This window comes from Mycobacterium sp. E740 (assembly GCF_001672895.1).
In the GTDB taxonomy this organism is placed as follows: domain Bacteria; phylum Actinomycetota; class Actinomycetes; order Mycobacteriales; family Mycobacteriaceae; genus Mycobacterium.
Map to the genome: position 1 here is coordinate 35,449 of NZ_LZKP01000157.1, position 24,694 is coordinate 60,142.

Consider the following 24,694-nt stretch of genomic DNA (forward strand, 5'->3'; position numbering starts at 1 on the left):
ACTCAACGCCGTTAGCGGCGAGTCTCCATCACTTCGCGCACCGACCGCCTCGGGGTCGGTGCCGGCGTGTCCTCGATCGTGGGTGCTCTGCCGACGCGAATCAACACCTGCGGCACCGCGTCGCGCCCCGTCAGCCGCCGGACGACCTCGCGACCGGCCTCGATCTCGGTGAGGTGGGTCATCGTGCAGGTCGCCATTCCGGCCACCGTGAGGTCGAGCAGCAACCTCGACAGGGCCTGGCCGCAGTTGAAGGCGTCCTCTCGTGTGTCGGCGGGCGTGGAGAGCACCAGAATGTGCGCTTGATCCCGGGCCGTCGCCGGTCGGCGGTCGAGGTGTCCGCTGGGCCGGAAGTTCCGGTTGACGCCGACCCGCCGGCGCTCCGACTCCGACACCAGGGCGCTCGGCGGAACGCCCTCGGAAAGTCGGAACGGCGCAGTCCACCACTGCAGTTCGCGATGGTAGAGATCGTCGTTGGAGCGCAGCGACTCGGTGAGTCGAGCCGCTTCGGCCAGCTCGGCATGCGCTTGGGCGGCGAGGATGTCGACGAAGGAGTCGGACGCGTTCGCCAGTAGGAGTTCCAGCGGTTCGTCGGGCGCTCGGAACGGCAGCCGGTCCGTGCGCCGTCGCAGGATTGCGTCGGCGCGTTCGCGCATCACCGAAGGGACGGACTGTCGCGGGCGCAGGGTGACCGACGCGAGGTGGTCGAGGCTGTCCGGATCGGGGAACGTCTCGACGGCGGTGTCCCAGCCGGCGGCCGCCATCGCGACGCGGAAGTGGTCGAGCGCCGCGCCGCAGCCGATGAGCGCTTCACGGCCCGAGTCGTCCGCCGAGCGGATCACCCGGCTGCGGTCGGCGTGCAGTTCGATCGAACCTTTGGAGACGATCCAGCGCCAGGGTTGGCTGTTGTGCAACGACGGAGCGCGGCAAGCCAACTCGACGGCGTTCGCGATCACTCCGATGTCGACCGTCGTGGTCATGGCCGGTGCGGTCCACCCGCGATGTCAGGACGCATCTTCGTCCGCCCCGCGATAGTGCGGCAGACCGCGTTCCCGGAACCGGCGTCCGGTCATCTTCTCGGTGCGGATCCGCACGAAGTGGTCGCGGCGCCCCTCGACCCACGGCTGAAGAAACGTACCGGCCAACTCCACCAGCTGATCCACCGCGGTGATCGGCTCTGCGTGTCCGACGACGGTCACACTCCACCCGGTGCGCAGGTCCGCGTCGAGTTCGTCGGCTTGGAAGGCAACCACCTGATTGTCGGTGGCGGCGGCCAGTTTCGGCCCCCCGGCGACCCGGATCACGACATCGTCATGCCACAACCGGAAGTTCACCGGCTGCACCGCGGGCAGCGCGTCCTCGGTGAAGACGAGCCGGCCCACCCGGACTGCCTGCAACAGATCCAGGCACTGCCTGCGGTTGAGGGTCTCGAGCTCCTGGCCTTTGGTCACTGCGATCAACCTCCTTGGACCAGCGCCAGGGTACCGACCGGGGTGGAACGCCAGTGACCGATGCTCAGATCGGTGAGCCGGCTCACGGCCTGTTCGATGCCGTCGGCGAGCTCGTTGACGTCGGGCGCGGCGTCGTAGTCGCCGATGATGCCGAACGCGAGGTGGTCGGCGTAGCTCAGCATCGCGATGCCGGTCCGCAGCTGAAGCGCCAGCGGCGGCACCGGCAGCAGGCGGACGACCTCACGGCCCATCAGCTGCAACCGCTTACGGGGCCCGGGCACGTTCGTCGCCAACGTGACGATCCCGCGCTGGGGGAGCCGGGTCAGCGCCCGGACCAGCCACGCCGTCAGCGCGAACGGGATCACGTTGGCGGCGGCGATGAAGATGTTGCCGGCTTCGCGCTGTCCGCTCGCCTTGGTCTTGGTCAGCCGATCGTGCACGGTGCGCAGCTGCTGGATCGGGTCGGCCTTGTCGACGGGCAGGTACGGCAGCATCAGCGAGACGCGGTTGTCCGGCTTGTCGGAAGCGTCGTTGGACCGCACCGACACCGGCACCAGGGTGCGCAGCGAATTGCGCCGGGGCTCCTCGCCGCGACGCATCAGCATCGTCCGGAAGCTGTCCGTGATCGCTGCCAGCGCAACATCGTTGACCGTCACCTCGAAGCGGTCGCAGATCCGGTGGACGTCGGCCAGGCTCACCTCGACGGAGGCGTACCGGCGCATGTCGGTCACCGGTCCGGTCAGTGACGACGTGGCCGCGGGCCGCAACAGTCCACCCGCGATCTCCACGGCGCCCTGCAGCGCCTGGGTGGTGGCGGACGTCACCCCGCGCGACGTCCGCCACGCCGACGTCATCCAGTCGACGGGGTTCAGGGACAACGTCGGTAGCCGTAGGCCGCGCGGCGCAGGTGCGTGCGCGGCGCGGATGTCCGTCGCGAAGGTCTCGCCGCCACGGCCGTCACAGAGCTGGGTCAGCAGATGCGTCGCCGCCACACCGTCGGCGATGCAGTGGTGGATCTTCATCAGGATCGCCCACCGGTTGTACGCCAGGCCGTCGACGATCCAGCACTCCCACAGCGGGCGGTCGCGGTCCAGCCGTCGCTCCATGACTTCGGCGCTCCAGCGGAACAACGCCGCGTCGTCGCCGGGGCGGGGCAACGCCGCGCGACGGATGTGGTGGCTGACGTCGACCTCGTCGTCGATCCACTCCGGCGCGCCCAGATCGAGCGCATGCGTGCGCAGGGTCTGCCGGAAGCGCGGGACAGCCAGCAGCCGCTCGGCGAGTTCGGTTGCGAGCGTGTCGAAGTCGGGCATCGGGCCGGCCAGGACCGCGATCGCCCCGATCGCGAGGCTCACGTGAGGGTCAGAGTCTTCGGCTTGCAGGAATCCCGCGTCCAGCGTCGTGAGTTGCTCCATGCTTCTACTGTCGGACGCCGGCGCGGGCGGCAGTAGGGGCTTAGGTCCCTACTTCGGCCGTCAACCGTGGGCCATCGCCGCGATCAGCGGGGTGTCCACTCCCACCGCGCCGAGTCCGGCGGCGCCGCCGGGAGTTCCCAGGGGCGCGTCACGGCCGCGCAGCACCTCGGCGAAGAACGCGGCGTTATCGGCGAGGTGCTGCTGCTCGTCGGCGGGCAGGTCGGTCTCGTAGTAGATCGCGTCGGCCTCGCACGCCAGCTTGCATGCGCCGCAGTCCACGCACTCGTCGGGATTGATGTACATGACTCTCGCGCCTTCGTAGATGCAATCCACCGGGCACTCGGCCACACACGACTTGTGCATCACATCGACGCAGGCACTGCTGATCACGTAGGTCATTGCCGCAGTGTAGGAATCGCGGAGCATGGGGGTCGCGGGTCGAAGGACTGCTGTTTCGAGGACCAAAGTCCCTACGGCTGTGCGGTCGGCGGCACTACCCGGTGGCGCGGCGGTGCCAGGGCGCGTCGTACACCGCGGCCAGGCGTCCGAGGGTCAAGGCGCCGAGCAGCAGGCCGAAATCACGCAGCGCGATGTCGTAGAAGCCCGAGTAGGTCACCAGGTTGACGATGATGCCGGCCAGCCACAGTGCGACGACGTACGCGGCGTAGCGGGGTTTGACCGCCACCGCGACGCCGGCGACGATCTCGATCACCCCGACGATGAGCATCGTCTGGTGCGCGGTGAACGGGCTGATGTCGACGATCCACGGCGCGAGGTAGCCCTCCCAGTCGGTCAGCAGGTTGGTGAACTTGTCGAGCCCCATCACGATCGGCAGCACGGTGAAGCCCACCCGAAGCAGTAGGTAGGCCGCATAGGCCGGATCGGAGCGGGCTCGGTCCAGCGGTCCTGCCGTCGTAGTACCGGTCCCGGGTCGGACGTCGGAAGTGGTCATGGCAACCCCTTTCTAAAACAAACTATGACGTCTTTTAGACCACACCTGCTCGGGCCGTTTGTCAATACTTGTTGGTGTTAGAGTTTCGGCATGGCCCGCCGCTTCGACGACCCCATCTCATTGGCGGCGCTGAACAGCCTCGATGACCCGCTGCGCCGCCGGTTGCACGAGTACGTCGTGGACCATGACGCCCCGGTAACGCGTGACGCGGCGGCCGCCGCCGTGGGAATCGGTCGGACACTGGCGGCCTACCACCTCGACAAGCTCGCCGAGGCCGGCCTGCTCGCCGTGAGCTATCAGCGTCCGCCCGGGCGCGGTGGCCCGGGTGCCGGGCGCCCGGCCAAGCTCTACTCCCGTACAACACAGGAGATCGTCGTCAGCGTGCCGCCCCGCGACTACCTGTTGCTCGCGCGGTTGCTTGTCGCGTCGATCGAGCAGGACGCCGGGGGATCGGTCCGCTCGGCGTTGAACGACGCCGCCCGCGAAACGGGGCGACGGGCTGCGGTCGACGCCGACGGCGACGTGCTGGCGGCGTTGCGCGACTGCGGATACCTGCCCCAAGCTGACGCCGACGGATGTGTCACGCTGCGCAACTGCCCGTTCCACTCAGTCGCGAAGGACCACCTCGAGGTCGTGTGCGGGCTGAACCTTCAGCTGATCGAGGGAGTGATCGAGGGAAGTCCGGAGTCGGAGGCCCATGCGGAACTGAACCCGCAGGAAGGCCGGTGCTGCGTGGTGGTGCACGGCGGCTGAGTCACCACCCGCGCCGGTGCGGCCGCGAACCGACCAGCTCGCCCCGGTCGACGACGTCGCGGCTGCGATAGACGATGTAGGGCCGGAACAGGTAGCCGATCGGCGCGCTGAACACGTGCACCAGCCGCGTGAACGGCCACAGGCAGAACAACGTCAACGCGATCATCACGTGGATGTGGAACCACAGCGGCGCCTGCGCCATCAGGTCGCCGCGCGGTTGCAGGATCCAGATCGACCGGAACCACGGCGAGACGGTCTGCCGGTAGTCGTGTTCGGCGCCGACGGGCGTCGCGCCGATCAGCGTGCACGCCAGCCCGGCGACGATCGCCAGCACCAGCACCAGATACATCACCTTGTCGTTGAGGGTGGTGGCCAGAAAGACCGGGCCCGTGGTGCGGCGACGGAAGACGAGCAGCGCGATGCCCACCAGCGTGGTGATGCCGGCGATGGCGCCGAGCACCATCGCCTGTACGTGGTAGGCGTGGTCGCTGAGCCCGACCGCGTCGGTCCACGACTCGGGGATGACCAACCCGATGATGTGCCCGACGATCACCACCAAAATGCCGAAGTGGAACATCGGGCTGCCGATGCGCAGCAACCGCGATTCGTAGAGCTGCGACGAGCGGGTGGTCCAGCCGAACTTGTCGTAGCGGTACCGCCACCAGATCCCGACCGCGACGATCGCGAGCGTCACGTACGGCACGACGTCCCAGAAGATCTCCCAACCCGACATCTCAAACTCCCTGGGTCCGTCGCGGCGGCACCGTCAATGTGAATGGTTGCAGCCCAACCGATTCGGTCGGTGGGCCGGCCGCAGCAAGCTGCAGCGCCCGCTTGGTCTCCGCGTCGGTGGGCGACGGGAGCGTCTCGCAGACGGCGGCCACCGCGTTGGCGTACGGCGACCGCGACTGCTCCAGCGCGTCGCGGAGCAAGTCGATCGGCACCCGGTGCCCGGCGAGGAGCCGTCGGCCCGCGCTGGGGTCGACGGTGGCGGCGAACTCGAGCACCACCGGCAGATAGTCGGGCGCTTCGCGCTGCGGCGGCTCGACACCGGCCCCGCGGTAGGCGCGCGCGAACGCGAGCATGTGGTTGCCGCGGTTGCGGGTGTCGCCGGCGGTCCAGTAGGTCAGGTACATCGTGCAGCGGCGTTTGAGGTCGAAGGTGTCGACGTAGTCGATCTGCGCGCGCATCGGGTCGGCGGTCCGCAACGCGGCGACGGTGGCGTCGAGCAGCTCGGCCGGCCGGCCCGCGAGGTGGCCGCGCAGTTGCTCGACCGTCGCCAGCCGGTCGGCCAACTGGTCATCCGGATAGGCCAGCAGCAACGCGGCCGCCTGCCACACGAGCCGATGCTCGAGCGAACAATCTCGTTGAGAGCGGCGTAGTTTCACTATTCCGGACTCCGGGCGGGGAAGATTCCGCTGGGCTCGCCGCGGCCGTCCCAGTTGAGCAGGTTGACCCGCGACGGGCGCGACTCGGTGACGGCGATGCCCTCGCTGGTCTGCCGGTGCTGCAGCGCGTGGAAGCTCTCCACCGCCACCGGGACCGGCTCGCCGCTCGCCTCGCCGAACGGGCCCGACTCGTACATGCCCGGGCCGCCCTCGAACGACAGCGAGCAGCCCGGCTCCTCGAGCGCCTGCGCCTCGAGTGCGTGCGCATCGGCGACGTACGCGGTCGGAATGACGTACCGCTCTTCGTATTTCGCAAGCGCGAGCAGCCGGTACATCTCGTAGATCTGCTCTTCGGTCATCCCGACGGCCTGCGGGATGTGCGGCTGGGTCTCCCGGCCGAGGCTGATGTCGCGCATGTAGGAGCGCATCGCGGCCAGTCGGCGCAGCACGCCCTCGACCACCGCGGTGTCGCCGGCGGTGAACAGCCCGGCGAGGTACTCGATCGGAATGCGCAGCGCGTCGAGCGCGCCGAACAGGTTGCCCAACTCCTCGCCGTCGTGGCCGTCGCGGGCGACCGCGTCGACCACCGGCGACAGCGGCGGGATGTACCAGACCATCGGCATGGTGCGGTACTCCGGATGCAGCGGCAGCGCAACCTGATAGCGGTGGATCAGCGCGTACACCGGGGAGTGCTGCGCGGCCTCGATCCACTCCTCCGAGATGCCTTCGGACCGGGCGCCGGCGACCACCGCCGGGTCGTGCGGGTCGAGGATGATCGACTTCTGCGCCTCGTACAGGTCCGCGTCGTTCTCGACCGACGCCGCCTCCAGCACCCGGTCGACGTCGTAGAGCACCAGGCCCAGGTACCGCAACCGGCCCACGCAGGTTTCCGAACACACCGTCGGCAACCCGACCTCGATGCGCGGATAGCAGAACGTGCACTTCTCGGCCTTGCCGGTCTTGTGGTTGAAATACACTTTCTTGTAAGGACATCCGGATACGCACATCCGCCAGCCGCGGCAGCGGTCCTGGTCGACCAGCACGATCCCGTCCTCGGAGCGCTTGTACATCGCGCCCGACGGGCACGACGCCACGCAGGACGGGTTCAGGCAGTGTTCGCAGATGCGCGGCAGGTAGAACATGAACGTCTGCTCGAGTTCGAGACGGACCTGTTCACTGACCTTCTGCAGCACCGGATCGCCCGGCACGATCTCCGGTGAGCCGCCGAGGCTGTCGTCCCAGTTGGCCGACCATTCGACCTTCATCGGCTCACCGCTGATCAGGCTGCGCGGCGGCGCAACCGGCATCTGGTCGCTCAACGGCGCGTTCGTCAGGTTCTCGTAGTCATACGTCCATGGTTCGTAGTAGTCGCTGATGCTCGGCATCTTCGGGTTGGCGAAGATCCGCAGCAGCTTGCTCAGCCGGCCGCCGTCGCGAAGCCGTAGCCGGCCGCGCTTGTCGCGGACCCAGCCGCCGCGCCACCGCTCCTGGTCTTCATAGGTGCGCGGATAGCCTTTTCCCGGACGGGTTTCGACGTTGTTGAACCAGACGTACTCGGTGCCCGGCCGGTTGGTCCAGGCTTGTTTGCACGTCACCGAACACGTGTGGCAGCCGATGCATTTGTCGAGGTTCATCACCATCGCCATCTGCGCCATGACTTTCACTGGTAGCTCACCTCCTGGCTGCGCCGGCGCACCACGGTCACCTCGTCGCGCTGGTTGCCGGTCGGGCCGAGATAGTTGAACGCGAACGACATCTGGGCGTAGCCGCCGGCGAGGTGACTGGGCTTGATGAGCAGGCGGGTCAGCGAGTTGTGGATGCCCCCGCGCTTGCCGGTGGTTTCGGTCAGCGGCACGTCGATGGTGCGCTCCTGTGCGTGGTAGACGAACACCACGCCCTCGGGCATCCGGTGCGACACGATCGCCCGGCACACCAGCACGCCGTTGCGGTTCACCGCCTCGACCCAGTCGTTGTCGCGCACCGAGATCTTCGCGGCGTCCACCGGGCTCATCCACATGGTCGGGCCGCCGCGCGACAACGACAACATGAACAGGTTGTCCTGGTACTCGGAGTGGATCGACCACTTCGAGTGCGGGGTCAGGTAGCGCACGGTCAGCGCCACCCCGTCGTGCGCACCGACCGCGGCCGCGCCGAACAACCGCGACATGTCCAGCGGCGGACGGTAGATCGGCAGCTGCTCGCCGAGTTCCTCGAGCCAGTCGTGGTCGAGGTAGAAGTGCATGCGGCCGGTCAGCGTGTGGAACGGTTTGAGTTCCTCGATGTTGACGGTGAACGGGGCATACCGGCGGCCGCCGGTCTCGCTGCCGGACCACTCGGGGCTGGTGATCACGGGAACGGGCCGGGCCTGGGTGTCGGCGAACGTGATCCGGCGTTCCTCGCTGCCCTCGGCCAGATGCACCAGTCGCCGGCCGGTGCGTCGCTCCAGCTCGCGGAACCCCTGCACGGCCAGCCGGCCATTGGTCGTGCCGGACAGCGCCAGGATCGCCTCGGCCATCCGCTCGGCGGTGTTGATCGCCGGGCGGCCCTGTGCGCGACCGGAGTTCATCACGCCGAACTTGGCAGCCAGCTCCTCGACTTCCTTGTCGGGGTGGAAGGTGATGCCCTTGGTCGTCAGGCCGAGGCGCTCCACGAGCGGTCCCAAGGTCGCCCACTTCTCGGCGACCGCCGGATAGTCGCGTTCCACCACAGCCAGTGGGCCCATCGTCTTTCCCGGCGCCGGTGTCTGCCCGGTGGCACGCCAATCGTTCTCGACTCCACCGCGATACGCCATCGCGCCGGCCGTGTCGTGTTGCAGCGCCCCGAGCACCACGTCATTGCGCACCCCGAGATGCTTGGCCGCCAGCGAGCTGAACGCCCGGGCGATGGCACCGAACGCCTCGAAATCGGAATGGGTCTCCCACGGCGGGTCGACGGCCGGGTTGAACGCGTGCACGTACGGGTGCATGTCGGTGCTCGACAGGTCGTGCTTCTCGTACCAGGTGGCCGCGGGCAGCACCACGTCGGAGAGCAGCGTGGTGGAGGTCATCCGGAAGTCGATCGACATGAGCAGGTCGAGCTTGCCCTCCGGGATATCCGTCGTCCACGCGATGTCGTTGGGCCGCAACGACTCCGGAGTCGGCGCGGCCTGCAGATTGGAGTCGGTACCCAGCAGGTGTCGCAGGAAGTACTCGTTGCCTTTGCTCGACGAACCGAGGAGGTTGGCCCGCCACACCGACAGCACCCGCGGCCAGTTCGCCGGGTTGTCGGGATCGGTGACGGCCAGCTTGAGTTCCCCCGCGGCGAGTTGTTCGGTGACGTAGGTGGCGACGTCCTGCCCGGCTTCGCGGGCGTCGTCGGCGACGTCCAGGCTCGAGCGGTCGAACTGCGGATAGAACGGGCTCCAGCCCATCGCTGTCGACGAGGCGAGGACATCCATGGTGTGGCGGTCCCGGAACCGGCCGCGGCCGTGCGGACTCGACAGCGCGTCGGCCCGGTAGCCGTCGTAGCGCCACTGGTCGGTGTGGACGTACCAGTAGGAGGTGCCGGGCATCTGGCGCGGCGGACGCGACCAGTCGGTACCCATCGCCAACGCCGACCAGCCCGTCACCGGACGGCACTTCTCCTGCCCTACGTAGTGCGCCCAACCGCCGCCGTTGCGGCCCATGGCACCGGTGAGCAACACCAGCGCGAGCACCGCGCGGTAGGTGGCGTCGCCGTGGAACCACTGGCAGATCCCGGCGCCCATGATGATCATCGACCGGCCGTTGGACTCCTCGGCGTTGCGCGCGAACTCCTTGGCGATCCGGATCGCCTGTGCCGCAGCCACTCCGGTAATCTGCTCCTGCCACGCCGGGGTGTACGGCCGGGATGGATCGTCATAGCCCGTGGGCCAGTCGCCCGGCAGCCCGGGGCGCGCCACACCGTACTGCGCGAGCATGAGGTCGAACACGGTGCACACCAGATGCTCACCGATGCGTCGCACCGGAACCCCACGGACCAACGTCTCGCCGTGGCCGTCGACGGTGTCGAAGCGCGGGAACGTGACCTCCGCCGTCTCACCGCCGGAGGGGTGCAGCACCGTCAACGCCGGCACCAGGTCACCGAGCTCGAGGTTCCACTTGGTGACACCGTCGTCGCCGAAGCGGAAACCCAGGGAGCCGTGCGGCACCGCGACCGTGTCGGTGGCGCCGTCGAGCAGCACCGGTTTGAACGCCGCGTTCTCCGTGTCGTGCCCCAGGTCGGCCGCGGTGAGGTTCTTGCCCGCGACGAGCATGCCGTCACGCTCCTCGAGCTTGACCAGGAACGGCAGGTCGGTGAACTTTCGCACATAGTCGACGAAGAACGGAACCCGTTGCTTGACAAAGAATTCCGAGAGCACCACGTGGCCCATCGCCATGGCCAGCGCACCGTCGGTGCCGGCCGCGCACGGCATCCACTCGTCGGCGAACTTGGTGTTGTCGGCGTAGTCGGGGCTGACGCTGACGACCTTGGTCCCGCGGTAGCGCACCTCGGTCATCCAGTGCGCGTCCGGCGTGCGTGTCACCGGCACGTTGGAGCCCCACATCATCAGGTACGACGCGTCCCACCAGTCACCGGACTCCGGCACGTCGGTCTGGTCGCCGAACACTTGGGGCGAGGCGACCGGAAGGTCGGCGTACCAGTCGTAGAACGACGTCATCACGCCGCCCAGCAGCTCGATGAACCGGGAGCCTGCGGCGAACGACACCATCGACATCGCCGGGATCGGCGAGAAGCCCGCCACGCGGTCCGGCCCGTACTGCTTGATCGTGTGCACGTGGGCCGCCGCGATCATCTCGGTGGCCTCGGCCCAGCTCACCCGGACCAGGCCGCCCTTGCCCCTGGCCTGTTGATAGCGCCTGCGGCGCTCGGGATCGGCCTGGATGTCGGCCCACGCGAACACCGGATCCTTCAGCCGCGCCTTGGCCTCGCGGTACATCCGCACGAGCTCACCGCGCGCGTACGGGTAACGCACCCGCGTCGGCGAGTAGGTGTACCAGGAGAAGGCGGCGCCGCGCGGACAACCGCGCGGTTCGTATTCCGGGCGGTCCGGGCCGACCGACGGATAGTCGGTCTCCTGTGTCTCCCAGGTGATGATGCCGTCCTTGACGTAGATCTTCCACGAGCACGACCCGGTGCAGTTCACGCCATGGGTGGAGCGGACCACCTTGTCGTGGCTCCACCGGTCGCGGTAGAAGATGTCGCCTTCGCGCCCGCCGCGGCGGTGCACGGTGCGCCCGTCGTCGGACGCCTCACCGGGCGTGAAGAAGCGGCCGCTGCGTTCGAGCAGTTCCTCGATGCGTCCGCCGATGTGGGGCGGCGTGCTGGTCACTTCGGTGCCTCCTGGGGTTGCGGCTCGTGGGCGTGCAGCCGCAAGGCGGTGTAGGCCAACGCGACCAGCGCGGTCGCCACCAACAGGATCAGCCCGACGGAGTAGTCGTTCTCGACCGGGTCATATGTCGAACCCATCACGAGCGGCGGGAAGTAGCCGCCCAAACCTCCTGCTGCCGAGACGATTCCGGTGACCGATCCGACTGACTTCGGCGGTGACCGACGCGCCACCCAGGCGAACACGCCACCGGTGCCGATCCCGAGGAACACGGCGAGCGTGATGAACGTGGCCGCCGACAACACGTCCGGCGGCGGCTGCAGCATGGCCACGAGCGCCATCAGCGCGGTGCCCCCGAACGACGCCAGCACCACGTACTTCGGTGCGAAGCGGTCCGCGAGCGCGCCGCCCACCGGTCGGGCGAGCACCGCGGCCAGCGCGAAACCGGCCGTCCGCGCCCCCGCATCGACGGCCGAGAAACCGTAGATCGTCTTGATGTAGGTCGGCAGGTAGTTGCTGAACGCCACGAAGCCGCCGAACACGATCGCGTAGAGGAACGACATCTCCCACGTGACGCGCAGTTTCGCGGCGGACTTCAGCTTGGGCAGCACCCGGTCGGTGTTCGGGGTGAACACCGGCGAGTTGCGCATGAACAACATGCAGGAAACGGCGGTGAGCGCCAACGCGACAGCGATGATCACGTGTGTCGGGAACAACCCGAACCAACGAACGAACCTGGGCGTGAAGAACGCCGACAGCGCCGTGCCCACCATGCCCATCCCGAACACGCCGGTGGCGAAGCCGCGACGCGACGCGTCGAACCAGTTGTTCGCGAACGGGATGCCGACGGCGAAGATGGTGCCGGCGATGCCCAGGAAGAACCCGCACACCAGCAGCATCGGATAGGACCCGGCCGAGCCGGCGGCGCCGACCGCGAGCACGGGCACGATCGAGATCACCGAGATTGCGATGAACATGGCCCGACCACCGAAGCGGTCGGTCAGCGAACCGACCACGATTCGGCCGAGCGCGCCGACCAGGATCGGCGTCGCCACCAACATCGAGGCGTCGGCACTGCTCAGCGACAAGTCGCCCGCGTATGTGGTCGACAGCGGGCCGATCATGTTCCAGGCCCAGAAGTTGATCGCGGAAACCCAGGTGGCCAGAGCCAGGTTCACATTGCGTCGAGCGCCGGTTTCCTCCACCATCGTCGAGTCCACCTATCCAGACAACCACGTGTTTCAAACGCTCGCGCTGCTTTGGGGTAAAGCGCTGGGACACAGCGGACATCGCGAAGAGCGCGGGCATGGTGCCGGCTCGCGCCCGTCAATCCCGGCCGTTCACTTGAGGTTTCGCGCAGCTGCGTTCAGGCGCGAATCCTGCGGCGGCGTCTGGTCGGGTCGCGCTGCCCGGCCAGGGTCAACCCGAGGATGATCATGATCACGGCGAACGCGAACGGCATCCACTCGAACGCGCGCGCCACGGCCATCGCGTGCGCCCACAGCACGACGTACACCAGGCCGCCGCCGAGGAAGTAGGCCCGCGCCGCCGCGTACGAGCGGGCCATCACCAGCCCGAGCACGCCGATCACCACGTTGACCGTGTTGTACACGCCGGACACCGCGAACACGCCGAACAGGCTGGCGCCGGATTCGTGGCCGACCCACGCCAGGCGGTCGTAGTTGTGCGTGACGCCCGGGACGAACCCGAGCACACCGAGCGCGATCAACACCGGACCCATGAACAGCGCCGCGGCCTGCACGGCCATGTACTTCGGGGCCTTCGCCATCCTCGCCTCCGCCCCCGTCGTTATTGACGTATGCGCAGGTGATACCCCTCGAGCGCGGCCGCTAACCGGGCGTCGTCGGCGTCAGCGGGTGTTGCGGTTCAGTCGCGCATTCGTATCGCCGACCCGACGTGACAGCAACACGCCCAGGCCGATCATGCCGATCGCGAGCGCCAGGTGCAGCCAGTTGTCGGCGGTGTTGACCGGCACGAAGTTCGCCGCGCTGTCGTAGTTGATGACGATGCCGTAGATCACCAGGACCACGTAGATGATGCCGCCACCGATCAGGAAGTTCCGGGCGCCGTTGAACGTCCGGGCCATCAGCAGGCCGGCCACGCCGAACGCGAGATGCACGATGTTGTGCAGGATCGAGACGTTGAAGATGCCGAGCAGGTGAGCGTCCGAGTGGTGGCTGGCGAAGGTCATGGTGTCGTAGTTCGTCGTGATACCCGGGATGAAGCCCAGGATGCCGACGAGCAGGAATACCGCGCCGACGGCCAGTGCCGCCTTCTGAATGGGTGCGTCGTATCGTGACGCCGCGGTGCGACCCGGCGGGTGACTGCTGACCATGGTTGTTCCTTTCCTCGGGTGAGCCGAGAACTACCCGGGGAAAGATGATGCAAACGTGAAGTGTTACTTCTTGATGTAGCAGTTGGGCGGGTTGCCGCAGTGATGGCCTTGGTCGCACTTGTGACAGTGGCAGGTGCAGCCGCTCTTGGTTCTGACCGCTGGTGTACCCATCGCAGATCAACTCCCTTGGTTGTGACGTCCGTGGCACGTCGGCGAATTCACGGGCGTGACATCGAATATATGCCGATATGACGATGTCTGCGGGCGCCTCAAGCGGGGCCGCCCTGCAGGATCGGCTTGAGCGCATCGAGCACCGTCGGGTCCTCGATCGTCGACGGGACCGGTTCGTCACGTCCTTCGGCGATGCCGCGCATCGTCTTGCGCAGGATCTTGCCGGAGCGGGTCTTCGGTAGCGCCGGCACGATGTCGACGATCTTCAGAGATGCCACCGCGCCGATGTTCTCGCGCACCGCCTCGACGAGTTCCCCGGCCAACCCGTCAACCTGAGCACCGGCCTTGAGCACGACGAAGCCCCGGGGCACCTGGCCTTTGATCTCGTCGCTCACGCCGATGACCGCGCACTCGGCGACCGCCGGATGGGCCGCCAGTACCGCCTCGATCGATCCCGTCGACAGCCGGTGCCCGGCGACGTTGATCACGTCATCGGTCCGTCCCATCACGAACAGCAAGCCGTCTTCGTCGACGTATCCGCCGTCGCCAGTGAGGTAATAGCCGGGGAACGCCGACAGATAGGAGGCGACGTAGCGGTCGTCGTCGCCCCACAGTGTCGGCAGCGTGCCCGGCGGCAGCGGCAGTCGCACGCAGATCGATCCCTCTTCGTTCGGCCGGCACTCCGAGCCGTCCGGGTGCAGGATCCGGACGTCGTAGCCAGGCATCGCCACCGCTGCCGATCCCGGCTTGATGTGTTGCGGCTCAAGGCCCATCGGGTTGGCCGCGATCGACCAGCCCGTCTCCGTCTGCCACCAGTGGTCGACGACGGGGACGCCGAGTTTCTCCGAAGCCCAGTGGTACGTGCCGGGGTCGAGGCGTTCGCCGGCCTGGAACAGATACCGCAGCGCGGACAGGTCGTGCTTGCCGACGTGGACGCCGTCGGGGTCCTCTTTCTTGATCGCCCGGATCGCGGTCGGTGCGGTGAACATCGCCTTGACTCGATGCTCGGCGGCGACGCGCCAGAACGCCCCGGCATCCGGCGTGCCAACGGGTTTGCCTTCGTAGAGCACCGTCGTCGCACCCAGCAGCAGCGGTCCGTAGACGATGTAGGAATGGCCGACCACCCAACCGACGTCGGAGGCCGCCCAGAACACGTCGCCGGGATGGGTGTCGTAGATGTTGCGCATGCTCCACAGCAGCGCAACGGCATGCCCGCCGTTGTCCCGAAGAATGCCTTTGGGTTTGCCCGTGGTGCCGGAGGTGTAGAGCACGTACAGCGGATCGGTGGCGGCCATCGGAACCGGGCCGACGGGCTCGGCGTCGGCCATGAGCTCTTGCCAGTCGTGGTCGCGGTTCGGGATCAACTCGCAGTGCCGGTGATCGCGCTGCAGGACAACGCAATTGGGGGTTCGGTGCTCGGCCATCTGCAGTGCCGCGTCGAGCATCGGCTTGTATTCGACGGTGCGCGTCGGTTCGACACCGCACGACGCCGAGACGACGACGGAGGGGCGGGCGTCGTCGATGCGCGCGGCGAGTTCGTGTGCGGCGAACCCGCCGAACACCACCGAGTGGATCGCACCCAGCCGGGCGCACGCCAGCATCGCTATCGCCGCTTCGGGCACCATGGGCAGATAGATGACGACGCGGTCGCCCTTGCCGACGCCGAGATTTCGCAGCACACCGGCGAATCTGGCTGTCTCGTCGAGCAATTCGCGGTAGGTGTAGGTGCGTTTGGACCCGGTGACCGGCGAGTCGTAGATCAGCGCCGGCTGGTCGGAGCGGCCGTCTTCGACGTGCCGGTCGAGTGCGTTGGCGCACGTGTTCAGCTCCCCGTCGGGGAACCAGCGGTAGAACGGCGGGTTGGAGTCGTCGAGGATCTGCTGCGGCTCGCGGATCCAGGTCACCGCGTGCGCGGCGTCTGCCCAGAATGCTTGCGGATCGGCGATGCTCGCGTCGAACAGTGCTCGGTATCCGGCCATATCGGAACGGTAGCGCGACGCCTATAGTCCCGTTATGACTTCTGCGCCCCCGCCGATCGAAGGGGCGCGGCGATCTTTCGTCGACGCCCGCGGCGTGCACTTCCACGTCACCGAAGCCGGTCCCGCCGACGGGCGTCCCGTCGTGGCGTTGCACGGCTGGCCGCAACATCATTGGGTGTATCGGGACCTGCTGGCCGATCCGCCCGAAGGCTTGCGCATCATCGCCCCGGACCTGCCCGGCTTCGGCTGGTCCGGGCCCGCGCCGCACCGGTGGAAGAAGGACGACGTGGCCGCCGACGTGCTGGCGCTCCTCGATGCGCTCGGCCTCGAGCGCGTGTTGCTGGTCGGCCATGACTGGGGTGCCTATGCCGGATACCGCATGGTGTTGTCGGAGCCGCAGCGCTTCGACGGCTATCTGCCGATGAACATGGCACACCCCTGGGTGAGGCCCCGCGTCGTGGCCCCGCACCTGTGGCGGTTCTGGTACCAGGTGCCGATGGCGACCTTCGGCGTGCCGGTGCAGCGGCACACCCCCTTCGTGGCACTGGCGTTCAGGATCGCGTCTGAGCTGGACCCCGAGACCGCCAGGGTCTACGTGGACCGCTTCCGGGACCCGGTGGTCGCGCGCGCCGGCAGGGACGCGTACCGCAGCTTCCTGCTGAGCGAGCTGCCCGCCGCAGGCTTCGGCCCGCCTCCGCCGCGGGCGACGGTGCCGATCCGGTGCCTGTTCGGGCTCCGCGACACCGCGGTCCATCCGTCGCTCGCCGCGGAGGAGACGGCCGACGCGGACGACTACCAACTCGACGCGGTCGACGCCAGCCATTTCGTCGTCGACGAGCGACCGGATCTGGTGCGCGCGAAGCTGATCGCCTTGGCGGAGGAGACGCGCCGCTAAACCCCTTGTGCCTCTTTGGTTTCAGTGGTCACACATGCGGGTGGACTTGTCGGTGACTCGAACTAGTGTTCGGGTATGTCGTTGGACCGGATCAGTGCACGCATCGCGGACATGTCCGCTGAGCTGGGTGCCTTGCTGTCCGAGTCGTTCGATGCGCTGAGCACCGCCGAGCAGTTCGCGGTGACCGCCCAGTGGGAGAGCTTCACGCGCGCGCAGGCCGCGCTGGGGCACCGGATGGTCGCCGCGCTCGAGCGGGCGCCGGTGGCCGAGCTGGGTGAGCCCAGCACTGCCGCGGCGTTGACGGTGTTGCTGCGAATCTCCAAGACCGATGCCGCCAAGCGGGTCAAGGAGGCACACGAGTTGGCGCCGCGCCGCGCGATGACCGGTGAAGTGCTGGAACCGGTGCTCGCGCAGACCGCGGCCGCGCAGGCGCGTGGTGAGATCGGTGTGGAACACGTGCGGGTCATCCGCAATTTCTTCGACAAGCAGGTGCCCGCGTCAGTCGGATTTGACGTACGCGAGGCCGCGGAGGCGCACCTGGCCGAGATCGCGGCCCGCCACACGCCCGAGGAGTTGCGCCAGGCCGCCACACGGTTGGCTCACCTATTGGATCAGGACGGTGACTTCTCCGATGAGCTGCGCGCGCGTAAGCGGTGGCTGAAGTTTGGACCGCAGCAGAGCGACGGCATGCGCGAGGTGCGTGGACTGCTCGATCCGGCGACCGGTGCGGCGCTCGAAGCCATGCTGGCCAAGGCCGCCGCCCCGGGGAGGAACAACCCCGACGACGAGATCCCGTGCGTGGACGGTGAGCCCTCGGCTGAGGCCGTTCAGTCGGACGTGCGCTCGGTCGGGCAGCGCAATCATGATGCGTTGAACGCGATGTGCCGTGCGCTCTTGGCCTCCGGGCAGTTGGGTTCGCACAACGGGTTGCCGGCCACGATCGTCATCACCGCCACCTTGCAGGAACTCGAAGCCGGGACCGGCCACGGCATCACCGGCGGCGGCAGCTTGGTGCCGATGAGCGAAGTGATTCGCCAGGCGGCGGCCGCGCATCACTATCTGGCGGTGTTCGACAAACACACCGAAGAGCCGCTGTACCTCGGTCGGACCAAACGCTTGGCGAACAGAGCGCAGCGGATCGTGTTGTATGCCAGGGACCGCGGGTGCACCCGCCCGGGATGTACGGCGCCCGCCTATCAGTGCCAGGTGCATCACGCGAGCGAGGACTGGGCTGCGGGCGGCCGGACTGACATCACCGAGCTGACACTGGCGTGCGGGCCCGACAATCGCCGCGTGAAGCCCGGCGGGTGGCGGACCCGAAAACGCGAAGACGGCCGCACCGAATGGCTACCGCCACCGCAACTCGACACCGGCCAGGCCCGAGTCAACAACTACCACCACCCCCAGCGCTACCTGGCTCCCGACGACGGGGACGAGAGCGGCGGCGTTTGACGCTTGCCGCGTCGGGTAGCCCGCCACCATGGCACAGGCACGACCACTCGCGCTCGTCACCGGCGCCTCGAGCGGAATCGGGTTCGAGTTGGCGAAGCTGTTCGCCGACGACGGCTACGACCTCGTCGTGGCGGCTGACAGTGACGCCATCCACGCCAGCGCCGAGAAGCTCGCGACGAACGGCTGCGAAGTCCGCGCGGTACGGGCCGACCTTCGCAAGGAGGACGACGTCGACCGGCTCTACCGCACCGCCACCGAAAACGGTCGCCGGTTGGACGCGGTTGCACTGAACGCCGGCACCGGCGGCGGCGGCCGCTTCGTCGACCGGACGCTCGAAGAGGATTTCAACATCATCGACCTCAATGTCCGGGGAACCACCCAGCTGGCCAAGCGCGTGCTCACCGACATGGTGAACGCGAACTCCGGCAAGGTGCTGTTCACCTCATCCGTCGTGGCGGTGATGCCGGGCTCGTACCAGACGATCTACAACGCGTCGAAGTCGTTCGTGCAGTCGCTGGCTGAGGCGCTGCAGGACGAGCTGCGCGACACCGACGTCATGGTCACAGCGTTGATGCCGGGGCCGACCGACACCAACTTCTTCCGTCGCGCCGGCATGTTGGACACGCTCGTGGGCCGGATGCCGAAAGACGACGCCGACAAGGTCGCCAAGCAGGGGTACGACGCGCTGATGGGCGGCAAGAAGAAAGTCGTTGCCGCGTCGCCGCTTTCAAAGGGAATGGGCCTCGTGAGTCGCGTGCTCCCGGACTCCGTGAAGGCGATCTCGAACAGGCTGATCTCGAGGTGAGTCTCCCACCGACCGCTGACGCAGTGGTGATCGGAGCCGGCCACAATGGTCTGGTCGCCGCCGCGATGCTCGCCGACGCGGGCTGGGACGTGCTCGTCCTGGAAGCACAGCAGCAGCCAGGCGGCGCGGTGAAGAGCGCCGAACTGTTCCCCGGTTACGTCAGCGACCTGTACAGCGCGTTCTATCCACTGTCGGTCACGTCTCCGGCCCTGACGGCGCTGCATCTCGAAGACCACGGGCTGCGCTGGTCGCACTCACCCGCTGTCGTTGGCCACGCGCGCTCGGCCGACGACGACGACGCGCCGCTGATCTGGCGCGACATCGACCGCACCGCAGAAGATCTCGAGCGGCGGACGCCAGGTGACGGGGCGCGCTGGCGTGAGCTGTTCACCCAGTGGCAGCGCATCAAAGAGCCGCTACTGGAGACGTTGTTCGCACCGTTTCCGCCGATGCGCGGAGCGGTCGGCCTGCTCCGCGAGCTGGGGACCGCCGAGGCGCTGCGGTTGGCGCACCTGATGCTGCTGCCCGCCGGCGTGATGGCCGAGAACCTGTTCGACGGCGAGGCCGCGCGACTGTTGTTGTTGGGCAACGCAATGCACGCCGACGTTCCGATTGATGCCCCAGGCAGCGGCGTCATGGGTTACATGCTGATCATGATGGCCCAGGACGGGGGTTTCCCCGTCCCGGTCGGCGGTGCCGGGCAGCTGGCGGCGGCGCTGGTGAACCGGGCCACGTCGGCGGGCGCCCAGATCCGGTGCGGGCAGCAGGTCGACGGCATCGACGTCCGCGGCCGCCGCGCGGTGTCCGTTCGCACGGCCGGCGGCGAAGCCGTGCGGGTGCGCCGGGCGGTGATCGCCGACACCTCGGCGCCGATGCTCTACGGCCGGCTGCTCCCCGCCCACGAACTTCCCAAGTCCGTGCTGGAGAGCATCGACCGCTTCGTCTGGGACACACCGGTGTTGAAGATCAACTACGCGCTGGACGCGCCGATCCCGTGGCGTTCCAAGAGCCTCAGTGAAGCCGGAACCGTGCACATCGGCGCGGACCACGACGGGCTGATCCGGTGGATGGCCGACCTGAACACCGGCACCGTGCCGCTGCACCCGTTCATGCTGTTCGGCCAGATGACGACGTCCGATCCGACCCGCTCGCCCGAAGGCACCGAAAGCGCCTGGGCGTATACGCATCTGCCGCGCGGTGTCGCCGACGACGCATCCGCCGATCAGCTGTCCGTCGCCGTGGACATGGTTTTGGAGAAGCATGCGCCCGGATTCGGAGACCACATCGTGGGCAAGACGATCCAGCGGCCGTCGGACCTCGAGGCCAGCGACGCCAACCTGCACGCCGGTGCGGTCAACGGCGGTACGTCGCAGTTGTTCCAGCAGTTGATCTTCCGGCCGTTTCCCGGCTTCGGCGGCGCCGAAACGCCGATCGAGAACGTGTATCTCGGCAGCGCCGGTGCGTCGCCGGGCGGGGGAGTGCACGGTGTCTGCGGACGCAACGCCGCGCGTGCCGCACTCGCGGGTGCGGGGCGGCTGGGTTGGCCTCGGCGTCAGCTCAACCGCGCGGTCCTGTCGCTGCTGACGCGATGAACCGGTGAGCGACAAGAACCTGCTGGACATCCGTACTTGACCACGATGCTCACTGTTGGAATCGGTAACCCATGCCGGCTTCGGTCAGCAGGTGCACGGGGTGTGACGGGTCGTCTTCGAGCTTGCGCCGTAGCTGCGCCAGATAGACCCGCAGATAGTGGGTCTCCTTGGCGTAGGCCGGTCCCCACACCTCCTTGAGGAGCTCCTCGCGGCCCACCAGCTTGCCGCGATTACGCACCAGCATCTCGAGCATCCCCCACTCGGTGGGCGTCAGGTGCACCTCGGCACCGTGCTTGATCACCCGCTTGGCGGCGAGGTCGACCGTGAACGACGACGTCTCGACCACCGGCTCGTCGGTCGCGGTCGCCGCCGAACCGCGCCGCACAGCGGCCCGCAGCCGGGCCAGGAACTCGTCCATGCCGAAGGGTTTCGTCACGTAGTCGTCGGCACCGGCGTCGAGCGCTTCCACCTTGTCGGAGGAGTCGGTGCGCGCCGACAGCACGATCACCGGCGCGGTGAGCCAGCCGCGGAGCCCTTCGAGCACCTCGATGCCGGACATGTCGGGCAGCCCGAGATCGAGGATGATCACATCGGGCCGGTGATCGGCGGCGGTCTGGAGAGCTTCGGCGCCACTCGCCGCGGTGAACACCTCGTAGCCCCGCACCGACAGGTTGATGCGCAAGGCCCGCAGTAGCTGCGGCTCGTCGTCGATGACGAGCACTCGAATCCTGGCGGGCGTCACGACGGCGCCGCCAGCTCGATTTCGACAGTCAGACCACCACCGGGCGTGTCGGTCGCGGCGATCGTTCCTCCCATCGCCTCGACGAAGCCGCGGGCAACCGACAGCCCGAGACCGAGACCGACACTGGTGTCGTGATCCCCGAGCCGCTGAAACGGCGCGAACAGTCTGTCCGCAGTGCCCCGCGGAACGCCTGGCCCCTCGTCGACGACAGCGAGCAGCACTTTGTCACCGACGCGGCCCGCCGATATCCGAATGGGCCCATCGGGCGCGTAGCGCAGCGCATTGTCGATCAGGTTGGCCAGCACGCGTTCCAGCAGGCCGGCGTCGCCCTGCGCGACGGCGTCACCGACCTCGACCTTGACCCGGTCCAGTCCGCGACGCCGGAACCCGGTCGCGCCCTTGCTGATCCCCAGCAGTGCGCGCTGCACCGTCTCCTCGAGGTAGACGGGGCTCAGCTCGGGTTTGAGCACTCCTGCGGCCAGCCGCGACGAGTCGAGCAGGTTGCCCACCACCGCGGTCAACTGGTCGACCGACTCCTCGATCGTGGCCAGCAGTTCGGCGGTGTCCTCTACGGAGAAGTCGACATCGTGGCTGCGCAGGCTGGACACCGCGGCCTTGGCCGCGGCCAGCGGCGTGCGCAGGTCGTGGCTCACCGCGGACAGCAGTGAGCGCCGCAAGTCGTCGGCCTGGGCGATCGCCTCGGCCCGGCTCGCTTCTTCGGTCAGCTCGCGCTGCTTGACCAGTCCCGCAGCCTGTTTCGCGACGGCGGCCAATACCCTGCGGTCGCGGGCCGGCAGTTTGCGGCCGGTCATCAGCATCCAGAACTCGTCGTCGCCGACGTCGATCGCCGTGTCGGCGGTGCTCACTTCCACGCACGGATCGCTGCCGACACACGCGACGACGTTGCCGGCCGAGTTCGTTTCGTCTATGCGCAACAGGCTGACCGAACGTTGCGAGTATGTCTCGCGCACCCGTTCCAGCAGCGCGCCGAGATCGGCGCCGCGCAGCACCGCACCTGCGAACAGTGCAAGCAGTTCTGCTTCCTGTGCCGCTCGGCGCGCCTCGCGGGTGCGGTTGGCGGCGTTGTCCACCAAGGCGGCGACCGCGACCGCCACCGCGAGGAGCACCACGGTGGTGATCGCGTTGTCGGGCTGCGCGATCGTGAAGGTGTGACGCGGCTCGATCAGGAAGTAGTTGAGCAGCAGTCCGGACAACACTGCCGAAAGTGCTGCAGGTGCAACACCTCCGAACAGCGCGACCACCAGAACGCCGACGAAGAACAGGGCGCTCTTGCCTCCGACGTCGAGGACCGGGTCGAGAGCAAGGACCAGCAGCGCACACACCGCCGACGGGACGATGAGCGCTGCCGCCCAGGACGCGATGTGATGGCGGCGCGGTGAGACAGCCGACCGCAACGAGTGCTGACGCGCTTCGGGATGGGTCACCATGTGCACGTCGATCGAGCCCGACCGGGCAACGACCTTCGCGCCGATTCCCTCGTCGAACATCCTGGCCCACCGCGACCGTCGCGAGGTGCCGATCACCAGTTGGGTGGCGTTCTCGTCCCGGGCGAAGTCCAGCAGCGCGGTGGGCACATCGTCACCGACGACCGTGTGTAGCGTCGCGCCGAGGCTGCCGACCAACTCACGCACGCGGCCCATCCGAGGAGCGGAGGCACCCGTGAGGCCGTCGCCACGGACGACGTGCACGACCAGCAGGTCGGCGCTGGCCTTGGAGGCGATCCGAGACGCCCTGCGCACCAACGTTTCCGACTCGGGGCCACCGGTGACGGCGACGACGACGCGTTCCCGCGCCTCCCACGTCGCGGTGATCCGATTCTCCTCGCGGTACTTCTCCAACGCGGCGTCGACCTGGTCGGCGAGCCACAGCAGCGCCAACTCCCTCAGCGCGGTGAGGTTGCCGCGGCGGAAGTAGTTCGACAGCGCCGCATCGACGCGTTCGGGCGCGTAGACGTTTCCATGGGCCAGCCTGCGGCGCAACGCTTCCGGGGTGATGTCCACGAGTTCCACCTGATCGGCGGCGCGCACGATCTCGTCGGGGATCTTCTCCTTCTGCTCGATGCCGGTGATCTGCTCGACGACGTCGTTCATGCTCTCCAGGTGCTGGACGTTGACCGTGGTTATCACGGTGATACCCGCCTCCAGCAGTTCCTCGACGTCCTGCCAGCGTTTCGGGTTCTTGCTCCCGGGCGTGTTGGTGTGGGCCAGTTCGTCGACGAGCACCACCTCTGGGTCGCGTTCGAGCACCGCTTCGACGTCGAGCTCGGCGAACTGTCGGCCGCGGTATTCGATCAGCCTCGGCGGGATCGTCTCGATGCCCGCCAGTTGATCGGCGGTCTTGCTGCGGCCATGCGTCTCCACCACCGCGGCGACCAGGTCGGTGCCTCGCTCCAAGCGGCGATGTGCCTCGCCCAGCATCGCGAAGGTCTTACCGACACCCGGCGCCGCGCCCAGGTAGATGCGCAGCTCACCGCGCTTCCTGCCGGGCTGGTCGGTCACATGCCCATCATCCACCCGCGGCCAGCTTGTCGAGCGCGATGTTGAGTTCGAGCACGTTCACTTCGGGCTCGCCCAAGAAGCCGAGGACGCGCGCGTCGGTGTGTTCGGCCACCACCCGCCGGACCACGTCGGCGCTCACGCCGCGCGTTTTCGCCACCCGGGCCACCTGCAGCTCGGCGTAGGCGATGGAGATGTGCGGGTCCAGTCCGCTGCCGCTCGACGTGACCGCATCCGCAGGCACCGCGGGATCGACACGAGCGTCACCGCGGATGGGGACGATCTGCCCGATGCCGTAGTCCTCCTGGGACTTGGCGCACTCCACGCGAACGCCCTCGTAGGCGTTCAGGAACGGCGTGGGCGTCGTGGTGCACGGTTCGTTGACGCTGACCACTCGCGTCGGCGTCACGACGTTTCCGCGTGAGTCGCGCGGACCGATCACCGACAACACCGCGCCGACACCGCCTCCGGTGCAGAAGGGCCGGCGACCGTCGACCCCTTCCAGCTGGCCCACCGCGGCGCTGCGCCGGCAGACCAGGGTGAGCAGGCTCGGCTTGCCGGGCGTGTCGACGATGCTCTCCGGCCCGAGGTTGCTCGCACCGGACGCCATGGGGTCGTAGCCGGCACCGGCCGCGGACGGCCTGCTCTGGAAGTACTTCGGCAGCGCGTTGCCTTGGCCGTCGGTGAACGCCTGGCCGATCAGCCTGCTGCCCAACGCCTTTCCGTCGACGACTGTGATCGAGCCGTTGGCGTTCTCACGCAGGCCGGGCGACTGTGCCACAAGCCAGACGAAGACGGGATAGGCGATGCCCACGATGACGGTGAGCACGAGCAACGCGCGCAGCGCCGCCCAGTGTTGCCGAACCACATACGAGAATTTCAT

General features: G+C 68.0%; 20 protein-coding genes and 1 pseudogene. 5 read left to right on the top strand and 16 right to left on the bottom strand.

All coding sequences use genetic code 11. The features are described from left to right. Positions 1 to 11 precede the first annotated feature (11 nt). From A5663_RS14855 to A5663_RS14875, 5 genes are all read right to left on the bottom strand, one after another. Positions 12 to 977, bottom strand: a complete 966-nt coding sequence (locus A5663_RS14855; RefSeq protein ID WP_068150347.1) for a nitroreductase family protein — start codon at positions 975 to 977, stop codon at positions 12 to 14. A gap of 24 nt (positions 978 to 1,001) precedes the next feature. Continuing rightward, positions 1,002 to 1,448: a pyridoxamine 5'-phosphate oxidase family protein gene (locus A5663_RS14860; RefSeq protein WP_068150350.1), complete on the bottom strand. Its 447-nt coding sequence runs from the start codon at positions 1,446 to 1,448 to the stop codon at positions 1,002 to 1,004. Between the two features lie 5 nt (positions 1,449 to 1,453). Further along, positions 1,454 to 2,863: a wax ester/triacylglycerol synthase family O-acyltransferase gene (locus A5663_RS14865; RefSeq protein ID WP_068150352.1), complete on the bottom strand. Its 1,410-nt coding sequence runs from the start codon at positions 2,861 to 2,863 to the stop codon at positions 1,454 to 1,456. Positions 2,864 to 2,923: 60 nt separating this feature from the next. Further along, positions 2,924 to 3,262 carry a ferredoxin gene (fdxA, locus tag A5663_RS14870; RefSeq protein ID WP_068150518.1) on the bottom strand — a complete coding sequence of 113 codons (339 nt, stop codon included), beginning with the start codon at positions 3,260 to 3,262 and terminating at the stop codon, positions 2,924 to 2,926. A 94-nt stretch (positions 3,263 to 3,356) separates the two neighbouring features. After that, positions 3,357 to 3,815, bottom strand: a complete 459-nt coding sequence (locus A5663_RS14875) for a DoxX family protein (RefSeq protein WP_068150356.1) — start codon at positions 3,813 to 3,815, stop codon at positions 3,357 to 3,359. 90 nt (positions 3,816 to 3,905) lie between these two features. On the opposite strand from A5663_RS14875, the gene A5663_RS14880 reads away from it, so the two are divergent. After that, positions 3,906 to 4,568, top strand: coding sequence for a metalloregulator ArsR/SmtB family transcription factor (locus A5663_RS14880; protein ID WP_068150363.1), 663 nt, complete (start codon positions 3,906 to 3,908; stop codon positions 4,566 to 4,568). Position 4,569: 1 nt separating this feature from the next. Here the strand turns inward: A5663_RS14880 and narI are convergent. From narI to A5663_RS14920, 8 genes and pseudogenes are all read right to left on the bottom strand, one after another. After that, positions 4,570 to 5,304: pseudogene (narI, locus tag A5663_RS14885) on the bottom strand (respiratory nitrate reductase subunit gamma); the annotation flags it as partial. Further along, positions 5,303 to 5,956: a nitrate reductase molybdenum cofactor assembly chaperone gene (gene narJ, locus A5663_RS14890; protein WP_068150369.1), complete on the bottom strand. Its 654-nt coding sequence runs from the start codon at positions 5,954 to 5,956 to the stop codon at positions 5,303 to 5,305. The pseudogene narI and the gene narJ, both read right to left, overlap by 2 nt. Next, positions 5,956 to 7,620, bottom strand: coding sequence for a nitrate reductase subunit beta (gene narH, locus A5663_RS14895; protein WP_068150372.1), 1,665 nt, complete (start codon positions 7,618 to 7,620; stop codon positions 5,956 to 5,958). The genes narJ and narH overlap by 1 nt, the downstream gene beginning before the upstream one ends. Then, a complete protein-coding gene (locus A5663_RS14900) occupies positions 7,617 to 11,306 on the bottom strand; it encodes a nitrate reductase subunit alpha (RefSeq protein ID WP_068150375.1) in 3,690 nt (1,229 codons plus the stop codon). The genes narH and A5663_RS14900 overlap by 4 nt, the downstream gene beginning before the upstream one ends. Beyond that, positions 11,303 to 12,511, bottom strand: a complete 1,209-nt coding sequence (locus A5663_RS14905; protein WP_156744494.1) for a NarK/NasA family nitrate transporter — start codon at positions 12,509 to 12,511, stop codon at positions 11,303 to 11,305. Before A5663_RS14905 ends, A5663_RS14900 begins: the two co-directional genes overlap by 4 nt. A gap of 158 nt (positions 12,512 to 12,669) precedes the next feature. After that, positions 12,670 to 13,092 (bottom strand): DUF4383 domain-containing protein, encoded by a 423-nt coding sequence (locus tag A5663_RS14910; protein WP_068150381.1) that lies wholly within the window; start codon positions 13,090 to 13,092, stop codon positions 12,670 to 12,672. Positions 13,093 to 13,173: 81 nt separating this feature from the next. Then, positions 13,174 to 13,659: a DUF4383 domain-containing protein gene (locus tag A5663_RS14915; RefSeq protein ID WP_068150384.1), complete on the bottom strand. Its 486-nt coding sequence runs from the start codon at positions 13,657 to 13,659 to the stop codon at positions 13,174 to 13,176. A 269-nt stretch (positions 13,660 to 13,928) separates the two neighbouring features. After that, a complete protein-coding gene (locus tag A5663_RS14920; RefSeq protein WP_068150388.1) occupies positions 13,929 to 15,809 on the bottom strand; it encodes a propionyl-CoA synthetase in 1,881 nt (626 codons plus the stop codon). Positions 15,810 to 15,843: 34 nt separating this feature from the next. Between A5663_RS14920 and A5663_RS14925 the strand changes: the two genes are divergently transcribed. The 4 genes from A5663_RS14925 to A5663_RS14940 all read left to right on the top strand — a co-directional run bounded on the left by A5663_RS14925 (position 15,844) and on the right by A5663_RS14940 (position 20,553). Beyond that, the gene (locus A5663_RS14925) at positions 15,844 to 16,704 is read left to right on the top strand and encodes an alpha/beta fold hydrolase (protein WP_068150393.1); all 861 of its coding nucleotides are present in this window, start codon (positions 15,844 to 15,846) and stop codon (positions 16,702 to 16,704) included. Between the two features lie 75 nt (positions 16,705 to 16,779). After that, entirely contained in the window at positions 16,780 to 18,156 is a 1,377-nt protein-coding gene (locus tag A5663_RS14930) for an HNH endonuclease signature motif containing protein (protein ID WP_068150398.1), read from the top strand. Positions 18,157 to 18,184: 28 nt separating this feature from the next. Beyond that, positions 18,185 to 18,961, top strand: a complete 777-nt coding sequence (locus tag A5663_RS14935; protein ID WP_068150401.1) for an SDR family oxidoreductase — start codon at positions 18,185 to 18,187, stop codon at positions 18,959 to 18,961. Continuing rightward, positions 18,958 to 20,553, top strand: a complete 1,596-nt coding sequence (locus A5663_RS14940) for an NAD(P)/FAD-dependent oxidoreductase (RefSeq protein WP_068150404.1) — start codon at positions 18,958 to 18,960, stop codon at positions 20,551 to 20,553. Before A5663_RS14935 ends, A5663_RS14940 begins: the two co-directional genes overlap by 4 nt. A gap of 49 nt (positions 20,554 to 20,602) precedes the next feature. On the opposite strand, the gene A5663_RS14945 is transcribed toward A5663_RS14940, so the two are convergent. The 3 genes from A5663_RS14945 to A5663_RS14955 are packed head-to-tail and all read right to left on the bottom strand — an operon-like array spanning position 20,603 to position 24,694. Beyond that, positions 20,603 to 21,280, bottom strand: a complete 678-nt coding sequence (locus A5663_RS14945; protein ID WP_197503413.1) for a response regulator — start codon at positions 21,278 to 21,280, stop codon at positions 20,603 to 20,605. An 11-nt stretch (positions 21,281 to 21,291) separates the two neighbouring features. Beyond that, complete coding sequence (locus tag A5663_RS14950; protein WP_068150408.1) at positions 21,292 to 23,829, bottom strand: sensor histidine kinase KdpD; 2,538 nt, start codon at positions 23,827 to 23,829, stop codon at positions 21,292 to 21,294. After that, on the bottom strand, positions 23,822 to 24,694 hold the full coding sequence (locus A5663_RS14955; protein ID WP_068150411.1) for a potassium-transporting ATPase subunit C: 873 nt from the start codon (positions 24,692 to 24,694) through the stop codon (positions 23,822 to 23,824). The genes A5663_RS14950 and A5663_RS14955 overlap by 8 nt, the downstream gene beginning before the upstream one ends.

What these genes read in the sequence shown, in the direction of transcription:
- A5663_RS14855 (WP_068150347.1), bottom strand. Translation starts at nt 977, where the DNA reads ATGACCACGACGGTCGACATCGGAGTGATCGCGAACGCCGTCGAGTTG.
- A5663_RS14865 (WP_068150352.1), bottom strand. Translation starts at nt 2,863, where the DNA reads ATGGAGCAACTCACGACGCTGGACGCGGGATTCCTGCAAGCCGAAGAC.
- fdxA (WP_068150518.1), bottom strand. Translation starts at nt 3,262, where the DNA reads ATGACCTACGTGATCAGCAGTGCCTGCGTCGATGTGATGCACAAGTCG.
- A5663_RS14875 (WP_068150356.1), bottom strand. Translation starts at nt 3,815, where the DNA reads ATGACCACTTCCGACGTCCGACCCGGGACCGGTACTACGACGGCAGGA.
- A5663_RS14880 (WP_068150363.1), top strand. Translation starts at nt 3,906, where the DNA reads ATGGCCCGCCGCTTCGACGACCCCATCTCATTGGCGGCGCTGAACAGC.
- A5663_RS14905 (WP_156744494.1), bottom strand. Translation starts at nt 12,511, where the DNA reads ATGGTGGAGGAAACCGGCGCTCGACGCAATGTGAACCTGGCTCTGGCC.
- A5663_RS14910 (WP_068150381.1), bottom strand. Translation starts at nt 13,092, where the DNA reads ATGGCGAAGGCCCCGAAGTACATGGCCGTGCAGGCCGCGGCGCTGTTC.
- A5663_RS14915 (WP_068150384.1), bottom strand. Translation starts at nt 13,659, where the DNA reads ATGGTCAGCAGTCACCCGCCGGGTCGCACCGCGGCGTCACGATACGAC.
- A5663_RS14920 (WP_068150388.1), bottom strand. Translation starts at nt 15,809, where the DNA reads ATGGCCGGATACCGAGCACTGTTCGACGCGAGCATCGCCGATCCGCAA.
- A5663_RS14925 (WP_068150393.1), top strand. Translation starts at nt 15,844, where the DNA reads ATGACTTCTGCGCCCCCGCCGATCGAAGGGGCGCGGCGATCTTTCGTC.
- A5663_RS14930 (WP_068150398.1), top strand. Translation starts at nt 16,780, where the DNA reads ATGTCGTTGGACCGGATCAGTGCACGCATCGCGGACATGTCCGCTGAG.
- A5663_RS14935 (WP_068150401.1), top strand. Translation starts at nt 18,185, where the DNA reads ATGGCACAGGCACGACCACTCGCGCTCGTCACCGGCGCCTCGAGCGGA.
- A5663_RS14955 (WP_068150411.1), bottom strand. Translation starts at nt 24,694, where the DNA reads ATGAAATTCTCGTATGTGGTTCGGCAACACTGGGCGGCGCTGCGCGCG.